General features: G+C 68.9%; 20 protein-coding genes. 17 read left to right on the top strand and 3 right to left on the bottom strand.

What is annotated here, in order from left to right:
* Positions 1-3 precede the first annotated feature (3 nt).
* The gene (locus tag PQB87_RS26115; RefSeq protein WP_489244282.1) at positions 4-573 is read left to right on the top strand and encodes an MFS transporter; all 570 of its coding nucleotides are present in this window, start codon (positions 4-6) and stop codon (positions 571-573) included.
* 281 nt (positions 574-854) lie between these two features.
* Here PQB87_RS26115 and PQB87_RS26110 read toward each other — a convergent pair whose 3' ends face one another.
* Entirely contained in the window at positions 855-1,346 is a 492-nt protein-coding gene (locus PQB87_RS26110) for a papain-like cysteine protease family protein (protein WP_048024691.1), read from the bottom strand.
* Positions 1,347-1,597: 251 nt separating this feature from the next.
* Here PQB87_RS26110 and PQB87_RS26105 point away from each other — a divergent pair, with 251 nt between their 5' ends.
* The 9 genes from PQB87_RS26105 (at position 1,598) to PQB87_RS26065 (ending at position 12,839) form a co-directional block, all read left to right on the top strand.
* The gene (locus PQB87_RS26105) at positions 1,598-2,617 is read left to right on the top strand and encodes a DNA-binding protein (RefSeq protein WP_489242883.1); all 1,020 of its coding nucleotides are present in this window, start codon (positions 1,598-1,600) and stop codon (positions 2,615-2,617) included.
* A gap of 249 nt (positions 2,618-2,866) precedes the next feature.
* Positions 2,867-3,487 (top strand): TetR/AcrR family transcriptional regulator, encoded by a 621-nt coding sequence (locus PQB87_RS26100; RefSeq protein WP_021162725.1) that lies wholly within the window; start codon positions 2,867-2,869, stop codon positions 3,485-3,487.
* Between the two features lie 234 nt (positions 3,488-3,721).
* Positions 3,722-4,780, top strand: a complete 1,059-nt coding sequence (curA, locus tag PQB87_RS26095; protein WP_489242882.1) for an NADPH-dependent curcumin/dihydrocurcumin reductase — start codon at positions 3,722-3,724, stop codon at positions 4,778-4,780.
* Positions 4,781-4,873: 93 nt separating this feature from the next.
* Positions 4,874-5,173 (top strand): putative quinol monooxygenase, encoded by a 300-nt coding sequence (locus tag PQB87_RS26090; protein WP_021162723.1) that lies wholly within the window; start codon positions 4,874-4,876, stop codon positions 5,171-5,173.
* A 148-nt stretch (positions 5,174-5,321) separates the two neighbouring features.
* Positions 5,322-5,777, top strand: a complete 456-nt coding sequence (locus PQB87_RS26085) for a (2Fe-2S)-binding protein (protein WP_021162722.1) — start codon at positions 5,322-5,324, stop codon at positions 5,775-5,777.
* 1 nt (position 5,778) lies between these two features.
* Positions 5,779-8,013 carry a xanthine dehydrogenase family protein molybdopterin-binding subunit gene (locus PQB87_RS26080; RefSeq protein ID WP_060061750.1) on the top strand — a complete coding sequence of 745 codons (2,235 nt, stop codon included), beginning with the start codon at positions 5,779-5,781 and terminating at the stop codon, positions 8,011-8,013.
* A gap of 15 nt (positions 8,014-8,028) precedes the next feature.
* Positions 8,029-9,327 carry a c-type cytochrome gene (locus PQB87_RS26075; RefSeq protein ID WP_059683536.1) on the top strand — a complete coding sequence of 433 codons (1,299 nt, stop codon included), beginning with the start codon at positions 8,029-8,031 and terminating at the stop codon, positions 9,325-9,327.
* A 152-nt stretch (positions 9,328-9,479) separates the two neighbouring features.
* The gene (locus tag PQB87_RS26070) at positions 9,480-10,925 is read left to right on the top strand and encodes an NAD-dependent succinate-semialdehyde dehydrogenase (RefSeq protein WP_059552233.1); all 1,446 of its coding nucleotides are present in this window, start codon (positions 9,480-9,482) and stop codon (positions 10,923-10,925) included.
* 435 nt (positions 10,926-11,360) lie between these two features.
* A complete protein-coding gene (locus PQB87_RS26065) occupies positions 11,361-12,839 on the top strand; it encodes a sensor domain-containing diguanylate cyclase (protein ID WP_489242881.1) in 1,479 nt (492 codons plus the stop codon).
* A gap of 52 nt (positions 12,840-12,891) precedes the next feature.
* On the opposite strand, the gene tagH is transcribed toward PQB87_RS26065, so the two are convergent.
* Both tagH and PQB87_RS26055 read right to left on the bottom strand, forming a co-directional pair.
* Entirely contained in the window at positions 12,892-14,337 is a 1,446-nt protein-coding gene (tagH, locus tag PQB87_RS26060) for a type VI secretion system-associated FHA domain protein TagH (protein ID WP_489242880.1), read from the bottom strand.
* 44 nt (positions 14,338-14,381) lie between these two features.
* Complete coding sequence (locus PQB87_RS26055; protein WP_060341867.1) at positions 14,382-14,768, bottom strand: TssQ family T6SS-associated lipoprotein; 387 nt, start codon at positions 14,766-14,768, stop codon at positions 14,382-14,384.
* 632 nt (positions 14,769-15,400) lie between these two features.
* Here PQB87_RS26055 and tssJ point away from each other — a divergent pair.
* The 7 genes from tssJ (at position 15,401) to tssA (ending at position 26,533) form a co-directional block, all read left to right on the top strand.
* The gene (tssJ, locus tag PQB87_RS26050) at positions 15,401-15,916 is read left to right on the top strand and encodes a type VI secretion system lipoprotein TssJ (RefSeq protein WP_233343325.1); all 516 of its coding nucleotides are present in this window, start codon (positions 15,401-15,403) and stop codon (positions 15,914-15,916) included.
* Complete coding sequence (gene tssK / locus PQB87_RS26045) at positions 15,913-17,328, top strand: type VI secretion system baseplate subunit TssK (protein WP_489242879.1); 1,416 nt, start codon at positions 15,913-15,915, stop codon at positions 17,326-17,328. The genes tssJ and tssK overlap by 4 nt, the downstream gene beginning before the upstream one ends.
* A gap of 15 nt (positions 17,329-17,343) precedes the next feature.
* Positions 17,344-18,666 (top strand): DotU family type VI secretion system protein, encoded by a 1,323-nt coding sequence (locus PQB87_RS26040; protein WP_111943532.1) that lies wholly within the window; start codon positions 17,344-17,346, stop codon positions 18,664-18,666.
* A gap of 1 nt (position 18,667) precedes the next feature.
* A complete protein-coding gene (tssM, locus tag PQB87_RS26035; protein ID WP_489242878.1) occupies positions 18,668-22,297 on the top strand; it encodes a type VI secretion system membrane subunit TssM in 3,630 nt (1,209 codons plus the stop codon).
* On the top strand, positions 22,279-22,974 hold the full coding sequence (gene tagF / locus PQB87_RS26030; RefSeq protein ID WP_091919606.1) for a type VI secretion system-associated protein TagF: 696 nt from the start codon (positions 22,279-22,281) through the stop codon (positions 22,972-22,974). Before tssM ends, tagF begins: the two co-directional genes overlap by 19 nt.
* Positions 22,975-23,049: 75 nt before the next feature.
* Positions 23,050-25,431, top strand: a complete 2,382-nt coding sequence (locus PQB87_RS26025) for a serine/threonine-protein kinase (RefSeq protein ID WP_174412992.1) — start codon at positions 23,050-23,052, stop codon at positions 25,429-25,431.
* The gene (gene tssA / locus PQB87_RS26020; RefSeq protein WP_489242877.1) at positions 25,418-26,533 is read left to right on the top strand and encodes a type VI secretion system protein TssA; all 1,116 of its coding nucleotides are present in this window, start codon (positions 25,418-25,420) and stop codon (positions 26,531-26,533) included. The genes PQB87_RS26025 and tssA overlap by 14 nt, the downstream gene beginning before the upstream one ends.
* The last annotated feature ends 7 nt before the right edge of the window (positions 26,534-26,540 follow it).

Genomic DNA, 26,540 nt, shown 5'->3' with positions numbered 1-26,540 from the left:
ACCGTGGCGTTCTACACGTACACGGTCTACATGCAGAAATACCTCGTCAACTCGGTCGGGCTGCACAAGGAGACGGCGACCTGGATCTGCACCGCCGCGCTGCTGCTGTACATGCCGCTGCAGCCGCTGTTCGGCCTCGTGTCGGACCGCGTCGGCCGCCGGCCGGTGCTGCTGTGGTTCGGGATCGGCGGCACGCTGCTGTCCGTGCCGATCTTCACGGCGCTCGGGCATGTGCACGAACCGCTCGCCGCGTTCGCGCTGGTATTCGCGGGGCTGGTCGTGCTGAGCGGCTTCACGTCGGTGCACATGCTGGTCAAGGCCGAGCTGTTCCCGCCGCAGATCCGCGCGCTGGCGGTCGGGCTGCCTTACGCGCTGACGACGGCGATCCTCGGCGGCACGACCGAATTCGTCGCGCTGCGGCTGAAGGCGAGCGGCAACGAGACGGTGTTCTTCTGGTACGTCGCCGCGTGCGCGGCGATTTCGCTGCTCGTGTACTGGCGGATGCCGGAGACGCATCCGGCGAAGCGCGGACGCCCGTCCCAGGCGGCGGTCGCCGCGTCGGCGTCGCGCTGATCCGGCGTCGGCGTCGCGCACGATCCGGCACCGGCGCGTCGGTGACGAATCCGTCGATACGTGCACGGCGTCGCCCGGTTCACCCGCGACGTCGAAACAGCGGCAGCCGCTATGGCGCAACGCGGGCTCCTCGTTCTTCTGTTTTCGTCACGGCTGTGCCGGGTGGATGCCGACGACGCGGCAAGGCAGGGCACCGGCGGTCAATCCCGCAATGTTGACGGTTTTCCGAAGCGGTTGCAGGGGCGTTTCCGCCGGGCGGGGGATGGACGCCCGCAAGGCCATCAATAGCGGTGCTGCCCCTTCACCAGCAGTCCGTCGGGTCTCCACCGTCCGGCGTCGAGCGTGCCCAGCAGCATCGTGCGCGCGGGCGGCCCCTCCGGGTCGTTGTAATGAACGATGCGTTGCTGGATGCCCGTGATGACGATCACGTGACCGATTTCAGGCTGGTCCGGCCGATCCAGGAAGTGCCCCGCAGCCCAGATCGGGCCGTAGTCCGTCAGAACCGACGCGAGCCACTCGGGTGTAATGGCCGTCGGCTGATTGAGCGCCACGAGCCCTTCGGCCGCGCACAAGTCGGGGATCCGCGACGGGGGAAGCCCCTGATCCGCCCGCCATAACTCCGGCATGCCCAGGCGCGGCCCGGGGCGGTGGAAGTAGGAAACCATGCATGCCGCCGCATACCAGCACGCGTTCTTCAGTGCCCTGGATCCTGATTTGGTCTTCTTTACGCCGCTCTGATCGACCAACGGCACGTTCAATCTGACGTCCACCATTTCGGATCTCCCGGCAGGAGTGATCCCTAAGCGTATGAAGAATCGGGCGCGACGACAACTTTCGTGACGGGTGATTGCATCGGCGCAGCCGGCATGCGCCGATGCAGGAGGAGGGGCAAACGGACGTCTGCCATTTCACACACCGCGTCGATCTCGACATTATAGAAATAATGTCAAATCTATAAATCGCCATAATTGAATTTCTAACGGTTTACGTTATATTATTGACGAAATTTCCACCGAAACCCGCCATGTCCGATCTCGCCGCCGACGAATCCCGCCTGACCGCCGAAATCGAGCGCCTCAAGGTCGACTTCCCGAAAACCCGCGAGCTGTATCGCGAAGCCTGCGCGCTGCTGTTCTTCCGCTTCGGCATCACGCCCACCGCGAACCGCCTGTACCAGCTCGTTCGCAAGGGCAGCATGAGCACGCCGACGGCCGTGCTCGGCGAGTTCTGGGCCGAGTTGCGGGAAAAGAGCCGCGTCCGCATCGAGCATCCCGACCTGCCGGCCGATCTGCAGGCCGCCGCCGGCGAACTGGTCGCGGCGCTATGGAACCGGTCGAGCGCCGACGCGGCCGCCGCGCTCGACGCATTGCGCGCGGAAGTCGAAGCCGAACGGACGGCGGCGAGGGCGGAAGTCGCGGCGCTGCAGGCTGAGCTGGCCCGCACCGAGACCGCGCTGGAGCAACGCACGGCCGCGCTGCTGGCCGCGCAGGTGCGCATTCAGGAACTGGAGCAGGCGAGGGCGGCCGACGAAGCATCGCGGCAAGCGCTGCAAGCGGACATCGAGCGCCTGACAGCCGACAACGCGGAAGGCGACCGCGCACTCGCGCAGGCCCGCGCGGATTTCACCACCCAGCTCGACCGGTTACGCGACGACGCCGGCCGGGCCGAGGAACGCTTGCGTGCGTCGGAGAAGCGGGCACTCCAGGAGATCGATCGAGAGCGGCTCGCCGCCGCGCGACTGCAAAAGGAGCTCGATGCCGTGACATCGCGCACGGAGCAGCGCGATGCGCAGCAGCGGAAAGATGTTGCCGCGCTGCAGGCGCAACTGGGCGACGCGCTGCATCGATGCGGCGTGCTTCAGGGGCAGCTCGACGCTGCGCAGGCGACCGATGCGGCGCGCGGCAAGGAACTCGATGCGCTGCGGCGCGAGATGACGGTGCTCGTGCGCCGCGCGCCGCTGCGTGGCGCGAAGGCGGCGCCGGCCGTGCAACGGGACGAGCGACGCGCACGCACGCGAAAGCGTGCTGACGAAGCGCCGCGCTGACGGCGCGGCCGCGAGCGTGCATCAGCCGATGGCGATGCACGCCGACCGCCGGCAAGCAGGCAAACAAACAAGACGGCTACACGCGCGATCGCCCACCCACCCGACGTTACCGATCAACTCGCCATATAGCAGAGGAAGGAAAGCCTGCGCAACGTTTGGGTGCCCGCCGGGGATCGGGTAAAGTGCCGCTCAACATGCCGGGTCGATGCCGCTAGACGACCGGTCTAATCGTTGCTAACATACGCCACCATGAATGCATCTTCGGGCGCCGAAGTCCGCCAGCACATCCTGAATATCGCCAAGCCGATCATGCTCCACAAGGGGTTTTCGGCGGTTGGCCTGAACGAGATTCTCGCTGCGGCGGGCATCCCGAAGGGTTCGTTCTACCATTACTTCGGCTCGAAAGAGGCATTCGGCGAAGCGCTGCTCGAAGCGTATTTCGACAGCTATCACGCGCATCTCGACAACCTGCTCAAGCATCAGGCCGGCACCGGCGCCGAGCGCCTGATGACGTACTGGCGCAACTGGCTGCACACGCAATGCGCGGACGATCCGCAAGGCAAGTGCCTCGCGGTGAAGCTCGGCGCGGAAGTGTCGGATCTGTCGGAAGCGATGCGCGCGGTGCTGCGGCAGGGCACGAGCCAGATCATCGAGCGGCTCGCGGGCGGCATCGAGGCCGGGCTGGCCGACGGCTCGCTGAGCGGGATCGCCGATCCGTCGCACACGGCCGCGATCCTCTACGAGATGTGGCTGGGCGCGACGCTGCTGGAAAAGATTCACCGCGACCGCAAGCCGCTCGAAAGGGCGATGGTCGAAACGCGGCGCATGCTGAACCTGCCGCCGGCCGAGCATGGCGGAGCACAGTCGTAACCCGGGCGCGCATCGGCGCGCCTTGTTTTTGCCCTGAATCTAGACGACTGGTCTACTCAAACAAGTATGACGAACGTGCCACGCCGCGTTACGCTGTTCCCCATTGTTTCAAGCGCCCGCACGCAGCCGCGACGGCCCGATCGCCGACGTTGCCGCATGCGGGCGTCTCCGCTGGTCCAGCCCTGATCCGATCGTGCCCACGAAGCACGTCCATTTCTGTTGACGGAGACTTACATGCCGCAAAGCAAGACCGCAAACCGCCAGATCGTCCTGAATTCGCGCCCGGTCGGCGCGCCGACACCGGGCAACTTCCGCACCGAATCCGGTGCCGTGCCGACGCCCGGTGCCGGCCAGGTGCTGCTGCGCACGGTCTGGTTGTCGCTCGACCCGTACATGCGCGGCCGGATGAGCGATGCGCCGTCCTATGCGCCGCCGGCCCAACTCGGCCAGCCGATGGTCGGCGGCACCGTCAGCCAGGTCGTCTCGTCGAACCTGCCCGCGTTCCGCGAAGGTGACCTCGTGGTCGCGGGCGCCGGGTGGCAGGATTATGCGCTGTCCGACGGCCGCGACCTGATTCCGCTCGGCCGCGACGTCGCGCATCCGTCGTATGCACTCGGCGTGCTCGGCATGCCGGGCTTCACCGCCTACACGGGGCTGCTGAAAATCGGCGAGCCGAAGGCCGGCGAAACCGTGGTCGTCGCGGCGGCGAGCGGCGCGGTCGGCGCGGTGGTCGGCCAGATCGCCAAGCTGAAGGGCTGCCGTGTGATCGGTGTCGCGGGCGGCGCCGACAAGTGCGCATACGTGACCGATACGCTCGGTTTCGACGCGTGCGTCGATCACCGCGACCCGGCATTCGCCGCGAAGCTGAAGGACGCATGCCCGAACGGCATCGACATCTATTTCGAGAACGTCGGCGGGGCCGTGTTCGACGCGGTGTGGCCGCTGCTCAACGATCACGCGCGCGTGCCGGTGTGCGGGATCATCGCGCACTACAACGACGCGGCATACGACGACACCGCGGTGTCGACCGGCCGTGATCGCGTGCCGGCACTGATGGGCACGATCCTGCGCAAGCGCATCCGGATGCAGGGTTTCATCATCCGCGACCACTATGCGACCGGTTATGCACCGTTCCTGAAGGAGATGCGCGAATGGGTCGCGCAGGGCAAGGTGAAGACGCTCGAGGACGTCGTCCCCGACCTGGCCGACGCGCCGGAAGCGCTGATCGGCTTGCTGGCCGGCAAGAACTTCGGCAAGGTCGTCGTGCGCGTGGGCCCGGACGAACTGGCCTGATACCGCGGCACGGCAAACCATAATGGTTGCACGCTGGCGTCGCGCGACGCCGGCTTGTGGCATGCTCGATTTCGATTCAAAAGGAGTGACAAGATGGCGCTTCACGTGATTGCGTCCCTGTACCTGAAACCCGAACACGCGGAGGCCGCCGAAGCCGAACTGCGTAGCATGGTCGCGAAGACGCGCACCGAGCCCGGCAACCGGCGCTACGACCTGTTCCGCGAACAGGACGGTTCGCCCAACCTGCACCTGTACGAGATCTACGACGACCAGGCTGCGTTCGACGCACACCTCGCGAGCCCGTATTTCGGCGAATTCCGCGTGAAATCGGCCGACTGGTTCGCGGCGCCGCCGGTCATCAAGGTGCTGTCCGGCATCGACGTGGCCGAGTAACGAAGCAGTACCCACGCCGCGGCCCGCTCCGACCCGGGCCGCGCGGCAGCCGTCTCGCCCGGCAACGGCGAAGACAGCGACGAAATCGAAAACCCCGCGCGGCGCGCGATGCGCGTCGTTTCCCCAATACACCGGCCCCGGAGGCTGAATGGTCACCCTCAACATCAACGGCGAAACCCGCACGGTCGACGCCCCCGACGACATGCCCTTGCTCTGGGTGTTGCGCGACGTCGTCGGCCTCACCGGCACGAAATTCGGCTGCGGGATCGCGCAATGCGGCGCCTGCACCGTGCATCTCGACGGCGTCGCCGCGCGCTCGTGCGTGCTGCCGGTCGCGGCCGTCGCGGGCCGCAAGATCACGACGATCGAAGCCGTCGGCGCGACGCCGGCCGGCCACAAGGTCCAGCAGGCGTGGCGCGAGCTCGACGTCGTCCAGTGCGGCTACTGCCAGTCGGGGCAGGTGATGGCCGCCACCGCGCTGATCGCATCGAACCCGAACCCGAGCGACGCCGACATCGACGCGGCAATGGCCGGCAACATCTGCCGCTGCGGCACGTACAACCGGATTCGCGCGGCCGTGAAGCAAGCCGCGAAGGAGGCGTGACATGTCTCGAGGACTGATCGAAGCAGGCAAGGCCGCTGGACAAGCCGCCGGCGCGGGCGTATCGCGCCGTTCGTTCCTCAAGCTCGGCATGTCGCTGGGCGCGGCGGCGGGCGGTGGCCTGCTGCTCGGTTTCAGCCTGCCGGCGGCAGGCGACGATGCGCGCCGTTCGGTGATCGGTGGCGACGGCGATGAAACCGCGCGCGCAGGCGTGTTCGCACCGAACGCGTTCGTGCAGATCGACCGCGCCGGCAAGGTCACGCTGGTGATGCCGAAAGTCGAGATGGGGCAGGGCGTCTACACGGCGCTGCCGATGCTGATCGCCGAGGAACTCGAAGTGCCGCTGTCGAGCGTGACGCTCGACCATGCGCCGCCGAACGAGAAGCTCTTTCTCGATCCGCTGCTCGGCGGCCAGCTCACCGGCGGCTCGACGTCGATACGCTACGCATGGGAGCCGCTGCGCCGCGCGGGCGCGACCGCGCGTACGCTGCTGGTCGCGGCCGCCGCGAAGCAATGGAACGTCGATCCGGCGTCCTGCCGTGCGGTGAACGGCGAAGTGCAGCATCCGCCGAGCGGCCGGCGCGTGTCGTACGGCCAGCTCGCCGACGCCGCCGCGAAGCTGCCGGTGCCGAAGGACGTCGCGCTGAAGAAGCCGGCGGATTTCAAGCTGATCGGCACGCCCGCGAAGCGGCTCGATTCGCCGGAGAAGGTCGACGGCACCGCGCAGTTCGGGCTCGACGTGCGGCTGCCCGGCATGCTGTACGCGGTGATCGTGAACAGCCCGGTGTTCGGCGGCACGGTCGCGAGCATCGACGATACCGCCGCGAAGAAGATCCCGGGCGTGCGCCAGGTCGTGCGCGCGGACAACGCGGTCGCGGTCGTCGGCGATCACACCTGGGCCGCGAAGCGCGGCGCATCGGCGCTGGTCGTGAAGTGGAACGAAGGCGCCGGCGCGAAGGTATCGACGAAGGACATCGTCGCCGATCTCGCGCAGGCCGCGGCGAACGGCAAGGGTGCGGTCGCACGCAAGGACGGCGACGTCGGCAAGGGTTTCGCGGATGCGAAGACGCGCATCGACGCCGTGTACGAGCAGCCGTTGCTCGCGCACGCGACGATGGAGCCCGTGAACTGCACGGTGCACGTGCGCGCCGACGGCTGCGAGATCTGGGTCGGCACCCAGGTGCCGACGCGGGCGGTCGACACCGTGCAGCAGCTCACGAGCTTTCCGCCGGAGAAGATCGTCGTGCACAACCACCTGCTCGGCGGCGGCTTCGGCCGGCGCCTCGAGACGGACATGATCGGCCAGGCGGTGAAGATCGCGAAGCAGGTCAACGCGCCGGTGAAGGTGATCTGGACGCGCGAGGAAGACATCCAGCACGACATGTACCGCCCGTACTACTACGACCGGATCTCGGCCGGCCTCGACGCGAACGGCAAGCCGATCGCGTGGCAGCACCGGATCGTCGGCTCGTCGATCCTCGCGCGCTTCGCGCCGCCCGCGTTCCAGCACGGCGTCGATCCCGACGCGGTCGAGGTGGCCACCGACCTGCCGTACGACCTGCCGAACCAGCTGATCGACTACGTGCGGCAGGAGCCGCGCCACGTACCGACCGCGTTCTGGCGCGGCGTCGGGCCGACGCGCAGCACGTTCGTCGTCGAGAGCTTCATCGACGAACTGGCCGCGCAGACCAAGACCGACCCCGTGCAATACCGCCGCGCGCTGCTCGGCAAGACGCCGCGCGCGCTCAACGTGCTCGATGTCGCGACGAAGGCGGCCGGCTGGGGCCCGTCGCTGCCGACGGGGCAAGGGCGCGGCGTGTCCGTGATGCACGCGTTCGGCAGCTTCTTCTCGATCGTCATCGACGTCGCGGTGGATAACGGCGAGGTGCAGGTCAAGCGTGTCGTGTGCGCGGTCGATTGCGGCATGTCCGTCAACCCGAACACGATCGAGGCACAAGTGCAGGGCGGCATCATCTTCGGGATCACGGGCGCGCTGTACGGCGAGATCACGATCGAGGACGGCCGTGTCGTGCAGAGCAATTTCACCGATTACCGGATGCTGCGGATCAACGAGACACCGCCGATCGAGGTGCATCTGGTGAAAAGCGGCGAAGCGCCGGGCGGGATCGGCGAACCGGGCACGGCCGCGACGGCCGCGGCATTGTCGAACGCGATCTTCGCGGCGACCGGCAAGCGGCTGCGCAAGCTGCCGGTCGGCGACCAGCTGAAGACGGCTTGAGGGGAGGCGACGATCATGCGAAACCTCACCCTGAATACGTTCCGTGCATCGCTGCTCGCGCTGTCCGCCATGCTGGCCGGCCCGGCCGCGCAGGCCGCGCAGACGGCACCGGCCGACAGCGCGCTCGTCGCGCGCGGCGCGTACCTCGCGAAAGCGGGCGACTGCGTCGCGTGCCACACCGCGCCGCGCGGCACGCCGTTCGCCGGCGGCCTGAAGATGGTCACGCCGATGGGCGCGATCTACACGACCAACATCACGCCCGATCCGGAAACGGGCATCGGCGGCTATACGGAAGCCGAGTTCGCCGGCGCGCTGCGCAAGGGCGTCGCGAAGGACGGTCACAACCTGTATCCGGCGATGCCGTATCCGTCGTACGCGAAGCTGAAGGACGACGACGTGAAGGCGCTGTACGCGTACTTCATGCACGGCGTCGAACCGGTGAAGCAGGCGAACCGGCCGTCCGACATCCCGTGGCCGCTCAACATGCGCTGGCCGCTCGCGTTGTGGAACATGGTGTTCCTCGACACGACGCCTTACGCGGACAAGCCGGCCAAGGACGCGATGTGGAACCGCGGCGCGTATCTCGTGCAGGGGCTCGGGCACTGCGGGTCGTGCCACACGCCGCGCGGCGTCGGCTTCCAGGAGAAGGCGCTCGACGAAGGCGGCGCGGCGTTCCTGTCGGGTGCGCCGATCGACAACTGGTTCGCATCGAACCTGACCGGCGAGCCCAACACGGGGCTCGGCCGCTGGAACGAGGCCGAGGTCGCGCAGTTCCTGAAGACCGGCGCGAACCGCCATGCGACCGCGTTCGGTTCGATGGTCAGCGTGATCAACCACAGCACGCAGGCGCTCACGGACGACGATCTCGCGGCAATCTCCCGTTACCTGAAATCGCTGCCGGCGGCAGGCGGCACGGGCGCGCCGCCGTACCGCTACGATCCGAAGGCAACGCAGGTCGTGCTGGGCCGGCCGGCAGCCGATCCGGGCGCGAAGGTGTATAACGCTTACTGCCTGCATTGCCACGGCGCGGACGGGCGCGGCTACGCGCCGCTGCTCGCGCCGCTCGCCGGCAACCCGAACGTGCTCGAAGGCGATGCCGCGTCGCTGATCAACGTGACGCTGAACGGCAGCGAGACGCTCGTGATCGATGGCGTGCCGTCTGCTTATCCGATGCCGGCGTTCTCGAACCAGTTGAACGACCAGCAGATCGCCGACGTGCTGACCTTCATGCGCGCCGGCTGGAACAACGGCGCGCCGGCCGTGCAGGCGGCGGACGTCGCGAAACTCCGCAAGGCGACGGCGGCCGCGCGCTGAGCGCGACTCCATGCGGAACGATGGCGGGCCGGCGTGCCTGCCGTCGACGCCGCCGGGTGCGTGCCAGCCCCGGCGGCCTGGCTTTTTCTGTCAACCGGCGCGCGGCCGTTCGCGGCAGCGCGCGTTTATCGACGCAATGTAGGGGTGTCTGGATGGCTAACGTGACTTATACGGATACGCAACTGCTGATCGACGGCGAGTGGGTCGACGCCGCGAGCGGCAAGACGATCGACGTCGTGAACCCGGCGACCGGCAAGCCGATCGGCAAGGTGGCCCACGCGGGCATCGCCGATCTCGACCGCGCGCTCGCCGCCGCGCAACGCGGCTTCGAGGCGTGGCGCAAGGTGCCCGCGCACGAGCGCGCGGCGACGATGCGCAAGGCGGCCGCGCTGGTGCGCGAACGTGCCGACGCGATCGCGCAGCTGATGACGCAGGAACAGGGCAAGCCGCTCACCGAGGCGCGCGTCGAAGTGCTGTCGGCGGCGGACATCATCGAATGGTTCGCGGACGAAGGCCGCCGCGTGTACGGCCGGATCGTGCCGCCGCGCAACCTCGGCGCGCAGCAGACCGTCGTGAAGGAGCCGGTCGGCCCGGTCGCCGCGTTCACGCCGTGGAATTTCCCGGTCAACCAGGTCGTGCGCAAGCTGAGCGCCGCGCTGGCAACCGGCTGCTCGTTCCTCGTCAAAGCGCCGGAAGAAACCCCGGCGTCGCCGGCCGCGCTGCTGCGCGCGTTCGTCGACGCGGGCGTGCCGTCCGGCGTGATCGGCCTCGTGTACGGCGATCCGGCGGAAATCTCGTCGTACCTGATCCCGCACCCGGTGATCCGCAAGGTCACGTTCACGGGTTCGACGCCGGTCGGCAAGCAGCTCGCGTCGATGGCCGGCCTGCACATGAAGCGCGCGACGATGGAGCTCGGCGGTCATGCGCCGGTGATCGTCGCCGAGGACGCCGACGTCGCGCTCGCGGTGAAGGCCGCCGGCGGCGCGAAGTTCCGCAACGCGGGGCAGGTCTGCATTTCGCCGACGCGCTTTCTCGTGCACAACAGCATCCGCGACGAATTCACGCGCGCGCTGGTCAAGCATGCCGAAGGGCTGAAGGTCGGCAACGGCCTCGAGGAAGGCACGACGCTCGGTGCGCTCGCGAACCCGCGCCGGCTCACCGCGATGGCATCCGTCGTCGACAACGCGCGCAAGGTCGGCGCGCGCATCGAAACCGGCGGCGAGCGGATCGGCTCGGAAGGCAACTTCTTCGCGCCGACCGTGATCGCGGACGTGCCGCTCGAAGCGGACGTGTTCAACAACGAGCCGTTCGGCCCGGTCGCGGCGATCCGCGGTTTCGACAAGCTCGAAGACGCGATCGCGGAAGCGAACCGTCTGCCGTTCGGTCTCGCCGGCTACGCGTTCACGCGTTCGTTCGCGAACGTGCACCTGCTCACGCAGCGCCTCGAAGTCGGGATGCTGTGGATCAACCAGCCCGCGACGCCGTGGCCGGAAATGCCGTTCGGCGGCGTGAAGGACTCGGGCTACGGCTCGGAAGGCGGGCCGGAAGCGCTCGAACCGTACCTCGTCACGAAGTCGGTGACGGTGATGGCCGTCTGACGACCGTCTGACGGCCGATCGATCGCGTGCGCGGCGCCGCCGGCGCGGCGCGCACGATCGGCGCGGGCCGGGCGGCACTCGCGTTGCGCGACGCGCAACGGCACGCCCGGTCTCCCGCCTGCTTTCCCGCCGGCCGTGCATTCGCATGGCAACCTGACGGGAATTTCAATACGCGTACCACTGCGGACGGATTGTTTCGATTCCGTCATCGGCAGCACCACACGCCAGACCACGCCCCTCGATGAACGAGTGCCGGCACCCGGTGCCGGCCCGAGCGGAACACGATCCGCCCGACACCGCTCAGGTCACGTCGCACGCGACCCGGCAAGTCAGGACTGCACCTCGTACCCGGAAGCCGTACTTTTTGGTATAGGTTATCCAGAACAAACCATAACGACCGGTGCGTCAGCGCCGGGCCAATCTGAGAGGACACGGATGCATCCGCGGTCGGCAGCGCCGTACTACGTTGTGCTGGCGGGGACCTTGATAGCGTGCGCGCTGATGGGCCTCTGCGTGTTGCAGTTGTTTCAGAGCCGTCACGATGCGCTCGATCGCGCGCGCGAGACGTCGCGGAATCTCGCGCTCGTCGCCGAGCGCGACATCGAACGCAACATCGAGCTGTACGGCCTGTCGCTCGAGGCGGTGATCCAGGGCCTCCAGCGGCCGGACGTCATGGCCGCCTCGCCGGCGCTGCGGCGCGGCATCCTGTTCGATCACGCGATGACGGCGAATTTTCTCGGCTCGATGCTCGTGCTGGATTCCGCCGGCAACATCATCCTGGATTCGGCGAACGACGTGCCGCGCCAGGGCAATTTCGGCGACCGCAAGTACTTTACGGTTCACCGCGACAATCCGGACGCCGGGCTTTACATCAGCGATCCCTATGCGTCCCGCCTGCGTGGCGGCTCGCTCAGCATTGCGCTGACGCGCCGCGTGTCGAACCCGGACGGCTCGTTCGCCGGCATCGTGATGATCGCGGTCAATCTCGAGTATTTCCACACGCTGTTCGCCGGCCTCGCGCTCGGCTCGCACGGCGCGATTTCGCTGATCGGCACGAACGGCATCATGTTCATGCGCCAGCCGTTCGACGTGCACACCATCGGTCGCGACATCAGCAAGGCGGCAACGTTTCGCCACTTCAAGACGGCGCCGGAAGGCTCGTTCATCGAGACCTCGACGATCGACAACGTGCGCCGCCTGTACTACTTCAAGACGCTGCCGCACCTGCCGCTGATCATCATGGTCGCCGAGGCGGAGCAGGACATCTACGCCGCGTGGCGGCACCGGGCCATCACGATCGGCGCGCTGGTCGCCACCTTCGGCGCGGCGTTCATCGTGCTGTCCTTCATGCTGGGCTCGCAGCTGCGGCGCAGGATGCGCGCCGAATCCGAGCTGGTCATGCTCGCGCGCACCGACGGCCTCACCGGGCTCAACAATCGCCGCTCGTTCGGGGAAGTGCTGGATCTCGAATGGCGCCGCGCGCGCCGTGCCCGATCGGTGTTTTCGCTGCTGTTCGTCGACGTCGACCGCTTCAAGGCCTACAACGACACATATGGCCACCAGGCCGGCGACGACGCGCTGGCGGCGGTCGCCCGGTGCATCGGCGACAACATCCGGCGCCCGGCGGACACCGCCGCCCGCTATGGCGGAGAGGAATTCGTCGTGATCCTGCCGGATACGCCGGCGACGGGCGCGACCGAGATCGCCGAAAGGATTCGTGCCGCCATCGACGGACTGGCGATCGAACATGCGGAAAGCGAATTCGGGCGCGTCACCGCGAGCATCGGCGTGGCAAGCTGGGCGCCCGGGCAGGAAGGGGAGGTCGAGTCGGTGATCAAGGCAGCCGACGAGGCGTTGTACGTCGCGAAGGAAACGGGGCGAAACAAGGTCGCGTCGCGGGATGCGGCCACCTGACGCCTCCGCCGGCACCCATCGCCCGCGACCAATGGCGGGCGCGGTATGACGCTCAATGCCGGCCGCTGCCGCGATAGCTTTCCACTTCCGCGTCGTAAGCCGCCAGAAACGCCTTGCCGAACACCGACGCGAAATCGTCCTCGATCGCGAACACCGTGTCGCGATGGGTCGCCGCGTAGCGATCCCACATCCTCGCCTTGTACAGCACGGGCACGCGCTTCTCGTACCAGCGCGTCGCGTCGTCGCGCTCGCGCAGGCGCTGCGGTGAAAAGCGCGTCAGCAGGTCCATCAACGCCGCGCGCATGCCGGCGACCATGCCGATCTGGTGCGCGTGCAGATCCTGGAACGCGTCGCTGACCGCGCTCTGCGGCGACATGAAGCCCGGCAGCGGCAGCCCGAACATCTGCCGCAGCACGGCGCCGCCGTCGGGCAGCAGCTTCAGCGGATTGTTCTCGCGATCGAGCAGCATCGTCATGTGCGCCTTCACCTCGCGCTTCAGGATGCTGCGCGACGACAGCAGCTCGACCGTGCCGTTCGCGAACAGCGCCAGCAACTGGCCCGCGATGTACAGCTGCTCGGCCGACCACTGATGCGATTCGGCGGCGGTGTCGAGCCCCGCGCCTTCGAAGAACGCGCTCAGCAATTCGTCGGGGGTCGGCGCGCGCGCAGCATGCGGCGCCGCATGCTGCGCCGGATCGTCGGCCGGCCGCGTATCGGTGCGCGCGGCGGCCGGTTGCACGCGCACGTGCTGCGTCCACTCGGGCGCGTGATCTGCCTGCGTCGCGGACGACGCATCGCGAGCCGCGTTGCCGCGATCGGCGTGCGCCGCCATGCCCGCTGCGCCGAGGTCGCCCGACGACTGCGCGAACAGGTCGAGCGGATCGGTCGACAGCTGGTGCAGGTCGCGCTGCGACGGCGCGGGCGGTGCGGCCTGCTGCGCGGCGCCCGTCCGTGCGGGGCCGCCCGGCCGCGTAGCGGCGTCCGCCGCCTTGCCGCGCGGCGCGAGGCGATCCTGGAGGAGCCCCCACAGCCGGTTGCCGGCGCCTTTCGTATCGATACGCGATGACGACGGTTGCGCGGGCGCCGCTGCCGCCCGGGCCTGCGCTTGCGCTTGCGTATCGACGCGCATGCCGGTATCGGTCGCCATGTCGATGACCGGTGCGTGGCCGCCGTCGCCGCCATCGTCACGTTCGGCGCGCAGCACGTACGGCCCGATGCGGATGATGTCGCCGGTGTTGAGCGCGCGCTCCTGCGCATAACCGACCGGCTCGCGGTTCACCTCGATCGTCGAGACGCTGCTCAGGTTCTTCAGCAGGCAGGCGTCGTCGCCCACCTGCAGCAGCGCCTGCAGCCGCGAAATCTGCCGCGTGTCGTCGCGCAACACGAGATGGTTGTCGCTGGCCCGGCCGATGGTGCCGCCCGGCGGATGAAACACGACGGCGTCGTAGGAGTCGTTTTCGACCGGCTCGCCGGCATGTTCGATCACGATCAGTTGCATGTCATACGTCGCTCGGTGAAGTGCTCGCGCGCAGGCCGGTTCGTTCAGGACGACGACGCATGCCTGCGGCGCGCGAATTCGAACGCGGGCCCCCAGATCGGATGTCCCTTCTCGGCAGGGGACAAGTCGAAGCGCGGGTTGAGGTCGAGAATTTTCGAGAACTCGGCGCGGCACGGCGTGATGCGGTTCGTCACGCAATAGCTGAACGCGAGGAGCTTGTGCGCGGCAACCTGCGTGTCGGTGTCGGCGCCGTCGATTTCCTTCGCGTGGCTCAGCAGCGCGATCGTGCGCCCGTAGTCGCCGCTGTCGTACGCGGCGCGCGCACTGTCGACCGTCGCGCGTGCAGCCGACCGGGTCGGGGACGTACTGCACCCGCCGGCCCCCAGCAACAATGCGCCGAGGAAAAGAACGAGCGATGAACGACCTTTCATTATTGAAATCAGGAATTGGCGTAATTGGAAGGTGGCACACAAGCGCTGTTGGATTCTAGTGCCAATCATCGGCGCCGAATCGCCTGTTACGTTTTGTTTCATTTCGCCATTCCATTTCCACCTGAATGCAGAATCGACTACGAATTTCAGTGCTTGTGAATCCAGAAAAACGGCCTATAGTTCGCTGTGTTTTTCGGATTCGTCAGTTGTTTGGTCAGCGCACGTCAATGCACGAAAAAACGGGCCGTCCGTTCGTGCGAAACGAATAGCCTGGCACACCGTCAGCGCCGCGAGCGTCCGTTGCCCGGTGGCCGGCCGGCTTGCGCCCCGAGCCCATCCGACAGGTGTCCACGCCACAGAACCGGGCCGCGATGGCGAACCGGTCGGATTGATTTTTGCCATTAATTCATCAACCCCAATTCTCAATTGACCACCATCTCGACAAATCTATTTTCAAAATCCATGAATGATATGACCCGGCTTTTTACAAGAACAATTTGCCGATACGGATTGCGATGGATGGATATACGGATTACACAATTACCGATCAATTAATTGTCCCTTTTTCAATCGGATCATCCGGTTTCGCAGTCGAAAACCGGCGAACGGCTATTGGGTGGCGAGGGTGGAATATGCAATGGCGGTCGAGCAGTTTCATCGTATGGGGATGCGTGATGCTGTTGCCGGGGTGCGGTGCGACGGAGCACGCCGCGGCGGTGCCGTATGCGATCACGGTCGACGTTTCGCCCGACGTCAACCCTGACCCGAACCGCAAGCCTGCGCCGATCGTGCTGAAGGTGTTCCAGCTCCGCGCGGCATCGTCGTTCGACAGCGCGGATTTCTTCTCGCTGCAGGACAAGCCGGAGAACGTGCTCGGCGCGGACCTGCTCGGCACCGATCGCGTGATCCTGCGGCCGGGCGAATCGCGCACGCTGCACTATCGCGGCAACGTCGAGGCCGGCGCGGTCGGCGTGGTCGCCGAATACCGGATGCTCGAAAAGAACCGCTGGCGGCTGACGGTGCCGCTGCCGCGCGCGAAGCAGCTCAATCTCTACAAGTTCTGGCAGACGTCGCCTGGCGAGCTGAAGCTGTCGATCGCGGTGCGCAACGGCGGCCTCGCACTGAACGATGCGAAGGGGCGCCCATGACCGAACCGACGATGTCCGCGACACCGGTCGCGGCGCTCCGCCAGCGGGTGGTGTGGACCGAGGGGATGTTCCTGCGGCCGCAGCATTTCCAGCAGCTCGAACGGCACTGGGAACGCTACGTCGCGCTGCGCTGCCTCCCGCTGCAAGGCTTCTTCTGGGGTTTCGACACGCTGGAGCTCGACCGCGAGCAACTGGCGCTCGGCAAGGTCGCGCTGCGCACCGCGTCGGGCGTGATGCGCGACGGCACGCCGTTCGACCTGTCCCATCCGGACGATCTTCCCGAACCGCTCGACGTGCCGGCCGACGCGAAGGACCAGCTCGTCGTGCTCGCGTTGCCGCTGTGGCGCGGCGGCGGCGAGGAGGTGTCGTTCGGTGCAGGCGGAGGCCATGCCGCGAACGGCGCGAACGGTACGAGCGGCACGAACGGCGGCGCCGATGTCGCGCGCTACGTCGTGCGCGAATACGAAGTGGCCGACGCGAACGCGGTCGCGCTCGGTCCCGCACTGCTGCAGACGGGGCGCCTGAACGTGCGGCTGATGCTCGAAGCCGAGCTGACCGGCGACTGGCACGCACTCGGCGTCGCACGGATCGTCGAGCGGCGCACCGATGCGCGGCTGCTCGTCGACGACGGCTACATCCCGCCGCGCCTCGTCGCGCAGCACGACGCCGTGCTGCTGGCCTACGCACGCGAGCTGCACGGGCTGCTCACGCAACGCAGCGAAGCGCTCGCGGAACGGCTGTCGGAGCCCGGGCGCGGCGGCGTGTCGGAAGTCGCGGACTTCCTGCTGCTGCAGCTCGTGAACCGCTATCTCGCGCTGACCTGGCATGCGCAGCAGCACGTGTCGACGCATCCGGAGGCGCTGTTCTGCGACTGGCTGAAGCTCGCGTGCGACCTGAGCACGTTCACGGCGGCCGGCCGGCGCCCGCAGTCGCTCGCCGTCTACGTGCACGACGACCTGCGCACGAGCTTCGCGGAGCTGATGACCGAACTGCGGCGGTCGCTGTCGACGGTGCTCGAGCAAAACGCGATCCAGATCGAGCTGCGCGATGCGGGCAACGGCATCCGCGTCGCGACGCTGGCCGACCCGGTGCTGCGCGACACGGCCGGCTTCGTGCTCGCGGTGCGCGCGGACGTACCGGCCGACAGCCTGCGCGCACGTTTTCCCGCGCAGGCCAAGCTCGGGCCGGTCGAGCGGATCCGCGATCTCGTGCAGCTGCAACTGCCGGGCATCACGATGCGCCAGTTGCCGGTCGCGCCGAGGCAGATCCCATATCACGCGGGCCATACGTACTTCGAGATCGACAAGGGCAGCGACCTGTGGAAGCAGCTGGCGCGCTCCGGCGGTCTCGCCTTTCATTTCGCCGGCGAATTCCCTGGACTCTCGATGGAGTTCTGGGCGATACGCGGGTGAGGGCGGGGCGACGCGATGAATTCCTCCTCCGATTCGATCTCCCCCGGCGCAGGCGGATTCGTGCCGCCGAATCCGGGCGGCACGCATCCGGCCGCGGCGGGCGCGGCCGGCCCGACCGCGACGCAGCCGCGCCCCGGGCGCTGGGCCGCGAGCGGCACGAACCCGCTCGTCGCGGCCGCGAATCCGTTGCTCAACCTCGTGCCGCAGATCCGTTCGACCGTCCACCACCCGAATCCCGCGTGGCTGCGCGAGCATCTCGTGGTCGAGATCCGGCAGTTCGAGGCGCGCGCGCAGGAGGCCGGCGTGCCGTCGGAAGCGATCATCGGCGCGCGCTACTGCCTGTGCACGGCGCTCGACGAGGCGGCCGCGCTGACGCCGTGGGGCGGCAGCGTGTGGTCGTCGCACAGCCTGCTCGTGTCGTTCCACAACGAGACCTGGGGCGGCGAGAAATTCTTCCACCTGCTCGAACGCCTGTCGCAGCAGCCGCGCCAGCATCTCGACCTGCTCGAGCTGCTGTATTTCTGTCTCGCGCTCGGCTTCGAGGGCCGTTATCGCGTGCTCGACAACGGCCATGCGCAGCTCGACGCGCTGCGCCACCAGCTCGCGCTCACGATCCGCTCGGTGCGCGGCGAATTCGAGCCGGCGCTGTCGCCGCACTGGCGCGACGTCGTCACGCGCGATGTCGCGCGCCGGTTCGTCGTGCCGCTGTGGGTGTGCGTGGCGCTCGCGCTGCTGATCGGCTTCGGCGTGTTCGTCGGGCTGCGGATCGCGCTCGCCGGGCATTCGGACCGGCTGTTCGCGTCGATCGACGCGCTGCACGTGCCGAAGCTGCAGCCCGCGCAAGCGCCGCCGCGCCCGGCACCGGCCCCGCGCATCGCGAAGTTCCTGGAACCGGAGATCGCGGCCGGCCTCGTGTCGGTGCGCGACGCCGCCGATCGCAGCGTGATCGTGCTGCGCGGCGACGGGTTGTTCAAGTCGGGTTCGACGTCGGTGATCGACCGCTACGTGCCGGTGCTCGCCCGTGTGGCCGATGCGCTGGACAAGGTGCCCGGCAACGTGCGCGTGACCGGTTATACGGACGACACGCCCGTGCATACCGCGCGCTTCGCGTCGAACTGGGACCTGTCGCGCGAACGCGCGGAAGCCGTGCGCGGCATGATCGCCGCGCGGCTCGACCATCCGGAACGGCTCGCGGCGGAAGGGCGCGGCACGCTCGACCCGGTCGCGCCGAACGATTCGCCCGCGAATCGCGCGCTGAACCGGCGCGTCGAGATCACGCTGCTGCCGGCGCCCGGCAGTGCCGCCGTCGGCGCGAGCGCAACGCAGGGGGCAAACTGACATGAACCAGGCTGTCGCGCGTTTCGTCCGGCCGTTGCCGTCGCGGGAGATCTGGACCTTCGCCGGTCTCGTCGTGCTCGCGTGCTTCGTGTGGCTCGCGGGCCCGCTGTTCGCGTTCGCCGAGGTCCGCCCGCTCGAAAGCGGCTGGGCGCGCGGGCTGACGATCGCGGTGCTGTTCATCGCGTGGGGCGCGCGCGTCGCGTGGCGCAGCTGGCGCGCCGGCCGGCTCAACGCGCAGTTGCTGAACCAGCTGCGCGAAGCGGCGCCCGGGCCGGCCACCGCCGACGAGCCGGCGAAAGCGCAGCTCGACGAGTTGCGCAGCCGCTTCGACGAAGCCGCGACGCTGCTGAAGAAGGTCCGCTTCGGGCAGGCCGACACCGTGCGCAAGGGCCTGCCGCGCTGGTTCGACCGGGTGTCGCGCCAGTATCTTTACCAGTTGCCGTGGTACGTGTTCATCGGCGCGCCGGGCTCGGGCAAGACCACCGCGCTCGTGAATTCCGGGCTCAGTTTTCCGCTCGCCGAGCAGTTCGGCCGCGCGGCGATTCGCGGCGTGGGCGGCACGCGGCATTGCGACTGGTGGTTCACGAACGACGCGGTGCTGATCGACACGGCCGGCCGCTATACGACGCACGAAGGCAACCGCGCGCTCGACGAGGCCGAATGGAAAGGCTTCGTCGACCTGCTGAAGAAGTACCGCACGCGCCAGCCGCTGAACGGCGCGATGCTGACGATCAGCGTGGCCGACCTGCTCGGCGCGTCGGAGGCCGAGCGCACGCAGCACGCGATGGTGCTGCGCAAGCGGCTGCTCGAACTGCGTGCACAGCTCGGCATTCGCTTTCCCGTGTACCTGCTCGTGACGAAGGCCGACCTGCTCGCAGGCTTCGCCGAGTATTTCGGCAACTACGGCCGCGCGGAATGCGCGCAGGTGTGGGGCTTCACGTTCCCGCTCGCACAAAGCGAGGCGCCGGGTTTCGACCTGCGTGCGGCATTCGACCGCGAATACCGGCTGCTGCACCAGCGGCTGAACGACGGGCTGCCCGAACTGCTCGCCGCGCAGACCGACGCGCGCCAGCGCGAGATGACGTACCTGCTGCCGCAGCAGATCGCCGACCTGCAGGACATGCTCGGCCAGTTCGTCGCCGAGGTGTTTTCCGTGTCGAGCTACGAACCGATGCCGATGCTGCGCGGCGTCTACCTGACGAGCGGCACGCAGGAGGGCACCGCGTTCGATCGCGTGATGAGCGGCATCAAGCGCTTCCTGAAGATCGAGGGCGTGCCGCCGGTCGCGCAGGTCGGCTCGACCGGCCGCAGCTTCTTCCTGAAGTCGCTGCTGCAGGAGCACATCTTCCTCGAAGCCTCGCTCGCCGGCAGCGACCTGCGCTGGCATCAGAAGCGGCGCGTGCTGCAGATCGCCGGCTACGTGCTGCTCGCGCTGGTGTGCGTGGCCGTGCTGGTCGCCTGGCTGCGCAGCTATTCGAACAATCGCGCGTATCTCGACCAGATCGGCGCGCGCGTGCCGGCCGTCGATGCGCAGATTGCCGGCGCGAAATTCTCCGATGCGGCCGACGTCGCCCGCCTGCTGCCCGTGCTCGACGCGCTCGGCGGCCTTGCGAATACAGGTGGCGTCGACCTGGAGCATCCGCCGCTCGCTTATCGGTGGGGGCTGTTCCAGGGCGAGAAGATCGACGAGGCCGTCGACGCCGTGTACCGGCGCGCGCTCGAGGACGTGCTGCTGCCGATCGCCGCGAGCCGGATGGAGGCCGCACTGCGCGACGCACGGCCCGACGAGACCGAATTCGCGTATGCGGCGCTGAAGGCGTACCTGATGCTGTACGACAGCGCGCACTACGATCCTGCGTTCGTGCAGGCCGTCGTCGATCTCGAAATGGAACGCGCGCTGCCGCCCGATTTCTCGCCGGCCGAACGCACCGCGCTGCGTGCGCATCTCGCCGCGCTGTTCGGCGGCCGCGTCGCGGTGTCGCCGTATCCGATGAACGAGCGGCTCGTGGCCGACGTGCGCGACCGGCTGCGGCAGGTGCCGTTCTCGCAGCGGCTGTACCGGCAGCTCACGCTGACGCTGCGGCCGGCCACCGCCGCGTTCGACTTCAGCGTCGCGCGCGCGGTCGGCCCCGACGCGTCGCTGGTGTTCCGCCGCCAGGGCGGCAAGCCGCTGTCGGAAGGCGTGCCGGGCCTCTATACGCGCAACGGCTATCGCAACGTGTTCGCGCCGCGCCTGGCCGGCGAGGTCGAGGCCTACGGGCGCGAGGAAGTGTGGGTGCTAAACCTCGGGCTCTCCGAGATTCCCGGGCCGAACGACGCGGCCGCGTGGGCCCGCGATATCCGCCAGCTGTACCTGAACGACTACCTGAAGATCTGGGACGACTATCTCGCCGACATCAAGCTGCAGCGCACCGCGACGCTCGCGCAGAGCATCCAGGTGGCGCGCGCGCTGTCGTCCGCCGATTCGCCGCTCACGCGGCTGATGGTCGCGCTCGCGCGCGACACGGCGCTCGGCGATGCCCCGGGCGGCGGGGCGCGCAATCTCGCCACGCGCGCGCAGGACAAGGTCGACGAGGCGCGCAGCTCGCTGTCGCAGATCTTCGCGAGCCAGGGAAGCGATGCGAACACGTCCGCGGCAGCGCCCTCGAGCGCCGAGCAGATCGTCGACAGCCACTTCGCCGGGTTGCGCACGTTCGCGCCGGGCAGCGGCGACCAGGCCCAGGCGTTCAACGACGTGCTGAAGTCGATCGACGCGCTGTACACCTACCTGACGGCCACCGACGACGCATTGAGGAGCGGCGCGCAGCCGCCGCCGTCCGACGCGCCGGCGAAGCTGCGCGCGCAGGCCGGCCGCCTGCCGACGCCGTTCCGCGAAGTGCTCGACGACCTGTCGAACGTCGCGAACGGCAGCGTGGCGACCGTCGAGCAGCGCAGCGTCGCGACGCGGGCCGGCGCGAACGTCGGCGACTTCTGCCGGCAGGCGATCGCGGGACGCTATCCGTTCGCGCGCGGATCGTCGCGTGACGTCGCGCCGGCGGATTTCGCGCAGATGTTCGCACCCGGCGGCCTGATGGACGACTTCTTCCAGAAGAACCTGCAGTCGATCGTCGATACGACGTCGCACCCGTGGCGCTTCGCGAACCGCAATGCGGACGCCGATCCGTCGGCCGCCGCGATGCTGGCGTCGTTCGAGAAGGCGGCGGTGATCCGCGACGCCTATTTCGGCGGCGGTGCGCGCACCGCGCAGCTGAAGGTGCAGATCCAGCCGCTCGAAATGGACCCGTCGATCACGGAGATGGTGCTCGACGTCGACGGGCAGATCGTCCGCTACGCGCACGGCCCGCTCGTGCAGAGCGCGGTGGACTGGCCGGGCCCGCGCGGCAGCAACCAGGTGCGGCTGCAGGTGTCGGGGCAGGCCGGCGCGACCGACGGCTTCTCGACCGACGGGCCGTGGGCGCTGCACCGGCTGTTCGACCGCGCGGCCGTATCGGCCGGGCGCGGCTCCGACCAGATGATTGCGCGCTTCACGGTCGACGGCAAACCGGTCGTGCTGCAAGTGAATGCGGGCAGTGTCCGCAACCCGTTCAGGCTGCCCCAGATGGAGTCCTTTACATGCCCTCCGAAGCCATGAGCCCGACACCGCCGTTCACGCGTACCGACGGCGATGCGCCGGCCTGGTACGGGAAGATTCCCGGCGCCGGCGACTTCGTGAACAGCCGGCTGCCGCATGCGCTCGCGCTGTGGTGGGAGCGCTGGCTCCAGCAGGGGATGGCCGCGATGCGCCAGCGCGGCGCGGACGAGATCGAGCGCCATTACACGGTCGCGCCGGTCTGGAATTTCCTGATCCCGGCGGGCGCCGGCGCGTCGTGCGTGCAGCCGGGCTGCCTCGCGCCGAGCTGCGACCGCGTGGGGCGCTACTACCCGGTGATCGTCACGCTGCCGATGCGTGCGGCCGATTACTGGAGCGGGCTGCCGGACGCCGCCGACGCGTTCTACTGGCAGGTCGGACAGGCGCTGCTCGACGCGATCCGCCATGCCCGCGCGCCGGGCGATCTCGAGCGGACGCTCGAACGCGTGCGGCTCGCGCCGGGCGTCGACAGCCACGCGGACATCGTCGACGGCACGCCGGCGCCGCTGCCGGAGCGGCCGGCGCCGGCCGCGTGGCCGGGGCTGTCCGGTTACTTCGATCCGCACGGCGGCACCAGCTTCTGGTGGACCAACCGCGCGGACGGATCGCCGCTGCGCACGCACGCGCACACGGGCACGCCCGACAACGCGCTGTTCCTGACGCTGTTCGGCGGCGGTTAGCGGCCGGACAGAAGGACGGCGGGCCGCCGGGCGCGGCGGCGGGCGGAAAGGACGCGGTTTCGAGAGGTGGTGGAGATGAAGGACGCTGGATCGAGAGACAACGAGCACGACACGGCGACACGCGGCGACGCATCCGAATTCACGGTGCGGCCGCTGCCGCTCGGCCATCGCCTCGGCGAATTGCAGCTCGACGAGGTGCTGGGCATCGGCGGCTTCGGGATCGTCTATCGCGCGTTCGACCGCACGTTGCGGCGCGCGGTCGCGATCAAGGAGTACATGCCGTCGATGCTGGCCACGCGCGGCGGCGACTATACGGTGTCGCTGCGCTCGGAGCGGTTCGCGCAGGCATTCGACGCAGGGCGCGGCGCGTTCCTCAACGAAGCGCGCCTGCTCGCGCAATTCGACCATCCGGGGCTCGTCAAGGTCCTGCACTTCTGGGAAAGCCACGGCACCGCGTACATGGTGATGCCGTTCTACGAGGGGCGCACGCTCAAGCAACTGCTCGACGGCGGGATGCGGATCAGCGAGACGCAACTGCGCAACATCGTCGGCGCGCTGCTCGGCGCGCTCGACACGCTGCATCGCGCGCAGTGCTTCCATCGCGACGTCGCGCTCGACAACGTGCTGATCCGCCCGAACGGCAGCGCGATCCTGCTCGACTTCGGCGCGGCGCGCAAACGGATCGGCGATCTGGTCGACGACGGCGCGATGATGATCAAGCCCGGCTACGCGCCGATCGAGCAATACACCGACGATCCCGCGTTCAGCCAGGGGCCGTGGACGGATCTCTATGCGCTCGGCGCGGTGATGCACGCGATGATCACCGGCGAGTTGCCGCCCGCGGCCGTCGTGCGCAGCATCAAGGACACGTACCGGCCGCTCGCGTCGCGTGAACTGCCGGCCGGCGAGGTGTACAGCCCGGCTTTTCTCGCGGCCGTCGATCATGCGCTGCAGTTGCGGATTCCGGACCGGCCGGAATCGGTCGCGGCATTCGCGGCGGAACTCGGGTTGCGGGACTTCGACCGGACGGGCAGCGGGTATGGCGCGTCCGCCGTGCCGCCCGTGGGCGATGCGGGCAGGGGCGGGGGAGACAAGGGGGCGGCTTCCGTCGAGGCCGGTACCGCGCCGGCTGCTGCAGTGACTTCGATCGGCGCGGGTGGGGCCGCTTCGGGTAGCGCCGCGCCGGATCGGCGGCCGCCGACGCAGGCGGGTGCGGGCCCCGTGTCGACGCCCACGGACACGGCATCCGCATCGCCCGGTGTGTCGGACGGCAAGCCGGAAACCGATGATGTGTCTTCAACGTTGAAAGCGGCCACGCAAGGCGCAATCGCCGCCGAGGCTGCGGGAGCGCTCGCAGCTTCCGCATCGCATGCGTCCCGGCCGGCCGCGAAACCGGTTGAATCCGATGCGTCGAATGGAAACGTCGAACGCGCGAAAGAACCGGCCGCTGCACGAGCCGACACGCACGACGAAACCGGCGCGCGATCCGCAAGACCCGATACGGACATCGGCGCGCGTGGTGCGGTGGGTTCCGGGAAAGCGGACGCGTTCGCGGCTGAAGGCGCTGGTGCTGGCGCCGGTGCCGGTGCCGGTGCCGCCAGTACGACCGCGCCGTATCCCGCCGCATCGTCGTCAGCGTCGTCAGGCGGCGCTTCCGTGCCGACCGGCGCCCAGCTCGGCCAGGCCCCCGCCGGATCGCGCAAGCGCCGGCTGCCTGTCTACGCCGGGGGCGCGGTCGTTGCGCTGATCGCCGTCGGCCTCGCCGCGACCTATCTGTCGCGTCCCGCCCGCGTGGCCGACGAGCCCGCGCCCGTCGCGAGCCAGCAGCAGGCCGGCACGTCGCCGCCCGCGAGCACGCCGGCTACCACACTGGCCCAGCAGGGGCCGACTCCGATCGTCGTGCCGCCGTCCAGCCTGCCGGCCGGATCGTCTGCCCAGGTTGCGCCGTCACGCGTCGCCGCCGAGCCTGCCAGCACGCCGGCCGTCGAGGCCGCCGCGCCCGCGCCGCAGGTGGCGACCACCGTGACGAACGCGGCCCCGCCGCCGGCCGGCGCCAGTCCCGCCATCGCGCCCGCCGGCAGCCTCGACGCGTCGGAGCGCGTCGTCAACGTGCCGCCGTCGGAAGCCGCCGTACCGCCGGTGACGACGCCATCCCCGGCACCGAAACCGCCGGACAACCAGATGGCCGTCGCCGCCGTGACCACGCTGCCTGCCGAGCAACAGCCGCGGGCGCCGAAGGCGCAGGAAACCGTGCAGGTGCGTTTCAACGTGCGGCCTTGGGGCGACGTCTACGTGAACGGCGCGCGGCGCGGCGCGAGCCCGCCGCTGCGTTCGGTCGCGCTGACGCCGGGCGTCTACGTGATCGAAATCCGCAACGGCTCGCTGCCGCCGTTGCACCGCACCGTGGCGATCGATTTCGGCAGCAAACCGGTCAACATCGACTATGCATTCGAATGACGTCAGCCAGGCGGCGCTGGCCGCCGCCGCATTTTCCGCGGTGCCGCCCGGCATCCCGGCGACACCGCGCGCGGGCCTGATCGGCCGGTTGCTCGCGGATGTCGCGCCCGATGCGCCGTGCGGCGAGAACCTCGAATACGACGCCGAGTTCCTGCAGTTGCAGGAGCGTGCGACGCCGCGCGCCGAGCAGCAATACGGCGACACCGTGATCCCGGCCGAAGCGCCCGACTGGCGCGCGGTCGAGCGGCTCGCGCTGGCGCTGTCCGCGCGCACGAAGGACCTGCGCGTGATCGCCTGTCTCGCGCGAAGCTGGACCGAGCAGCACGGCATCCCCGGTTATGCGGACGCGCTCGCGCTCGTCGCGAACCTGCTCGAGCGCCGCTGGGAAACCCTGCATCCGCGGCTCGACGCGGACGGCGAAGCGGACCCGACGCCGCGGATGAACGCGCTCGCCGACGTGGCCGGCGCACACGACTGCGCGCGCGCGGCGCGCCGCCAGCCGCTGTTCGAAGGCGGGCCGAGCGTGCGCGACGCCGAACGGCTGCTCGACGGCCGCGACGATACCGGCAGCCCCGCGGCCGGCAGCCGCGAAAGCCTGCTGGCCGCGCTGTCGGCCGCGTCGGGCGACGGCACGACACCGCTCGACGCGGCGCGCGCGGCACTGCACGCGCTGGATGCGATCCGCGTGTGCGTGACCGACAAGCTGGGCCGCGAATGGGCACCCGACGAAGGCGACGCGGAGAGGGCGCTGCGGCGGATCGTACGCGAGGTGCCGCTACCCGAGCCGCAACCGGTGTCGCCCGACACGCAGCAGGCCGTTCCCGGCGACGCATCGCAGGCTGCACTGGCACCCGCTGCGTCGACGCCGATGCCGAACACCCACGCGTGGCGCGAAGCCGCCATCACGAGCCGCGACGACGTGCGCATCGGTCTCGACAAGATGTGCCGCTATTTCGAGCAGCACGAACCGAGCCACCCGGCGCCGCTGCTGCTGCGGCGCGCGCAGCGGCTGCTCGCGCTCGACTTCTACGAAATCATCCGCGACCTCGCGCCGGAGAGCCTTGCGAAGCTGGACCTGCTGAGCGGCGAGCGGAGCGAATGAAAAGAAT

The organism is Burkholderia sp. KL41 (assembly GCF_057005415.2).
Note: the sequence above shows the minus strand (reverse complement) of the source record. Positions and strands in the feature narration are given on the sequence as shown.

Coding starts and splice junctions, on each gene's coding strand:
- tagH (WP_489242880.1), bottom strand. CDS start 14,337: ATGCAACTGATCGTGATCGAACATGCCGGCGAGCCGGTCGAAAACGAC.
- PQB87_RS26065 (WP_489242881.1), top strand. CDS start 11,361: ATGCATCCGCGGTCGGCAGCGCCGTACTACGTTGTGCTGGCGGGGACC.
- PQB87_RS26100 (WP_021162725.1), top strand. CDS start 2,867: ATGAATGCATCTTCGGGCGCCGAAGTCCGCCAGCACATCCTGAATATC.
- PQB87_RS26025 (WP_174412992.1), top strand. CDS start 23,050: ATGAAGGACGCTGGATCGAGAGACAACGAGCACGACACGGCGACACGC.
- PQB87_RS26070 (WP_059552233.1), top strand. CDS start 9,480: ATGGCTAACGTGACTTATACGGATACGCAACTGCTGATCGACGGCGAG.
- PQB87_RS26040 (WP_111943532.1), top strand. CDS start 17,344: ATGAATTCCTCCTCCGATTCGATCTCCCCCGGCGCAGGCGGATTCGTG.
- PQB87_RS26105 (WP_489242883.1), top strand. CDS start 1,598: ATGTCCGATCTCGCCGCCGACGAATCCCGCCTGACCGCCGAAATCGAG.
- PQB87_RS26055 (WP_060341867.1), bottom strand. CDS start 14,768: ATGAAAGGTCGTTCATCGCTCGTTCTTTTCCTCGGCGCATTGTTGCTG.
- PQB87_RS26075 (WP_059683536.1), top strand. CDS start 8,029: ATGCGAAACCTCACCCTGAATACGTTCCGTGCATCGCTGCTCGCGCTG.
- tssM (WP_489242878.1), top strand. CDS start 18,668: ATGAACCAGGCTGTCGCGCGTTTCGTCCGGCCGTTGCCGTCGCGGGAG.
- tssJ (WP_233343325.1), top strand. CDS start 15,401: ATGCAATGGCGGTCGAGCAGTTTCATCGTATGGGGATGCGTGATGCTG.
- PQB87_RS26110 (WP_048024691.1), bottom strand. CDS start 1,346: ATGGTGGACGTCAGATTGAACGTGCCGTTGGTCGATCAGAGCGGCGTA.
- tagF (WP_091919606.1), top strand. CDS start 22,279: ATGCCCTCCGAAGCCATGAGCCCGACACCGCCGTTCACGCGTACCGAC.
- PQB87_RS26090 (WP_021162723.1), top strand. CDS start 4,874: ATGGCGCTTCACGTGATTGCGTCCCTGTACCTGAAACCCGAACACGCG.
- curA (WP_489242882.1), top strand. CDS start 3,722: ATGCCGCAAAGCAAGACCGCAAACCGCCAGATCGTCCTGAATTCGCGC.
- tssK (WP_489242879.1), top strand. CDS start 15,913: ATGACCGAACCGACGATGTCCGCGACACCGGTCGCGGCGCTCCGCCAG.
- tssA (WP_489242877.1), top strand. CDS start 25,418: ATGCATTCGAATGACGTCAGCCAGGCGGCGCTGGCCGCCGCCGCATTT.
- PQB87_RS26080 (WP_060061750.1), top strand. CDS start 5,779: ATGTCTCGAGGACTGATCGAAGCAGGCAAGGCCGCTGGACAAGCCGCC.
- PQB87_RS26085 (WP_021162722.1), top strand. CDS start 5,322: ATGGTCACCCTCAACATCAACGGCGAAACCCGCACGGTCGACGCCCCC.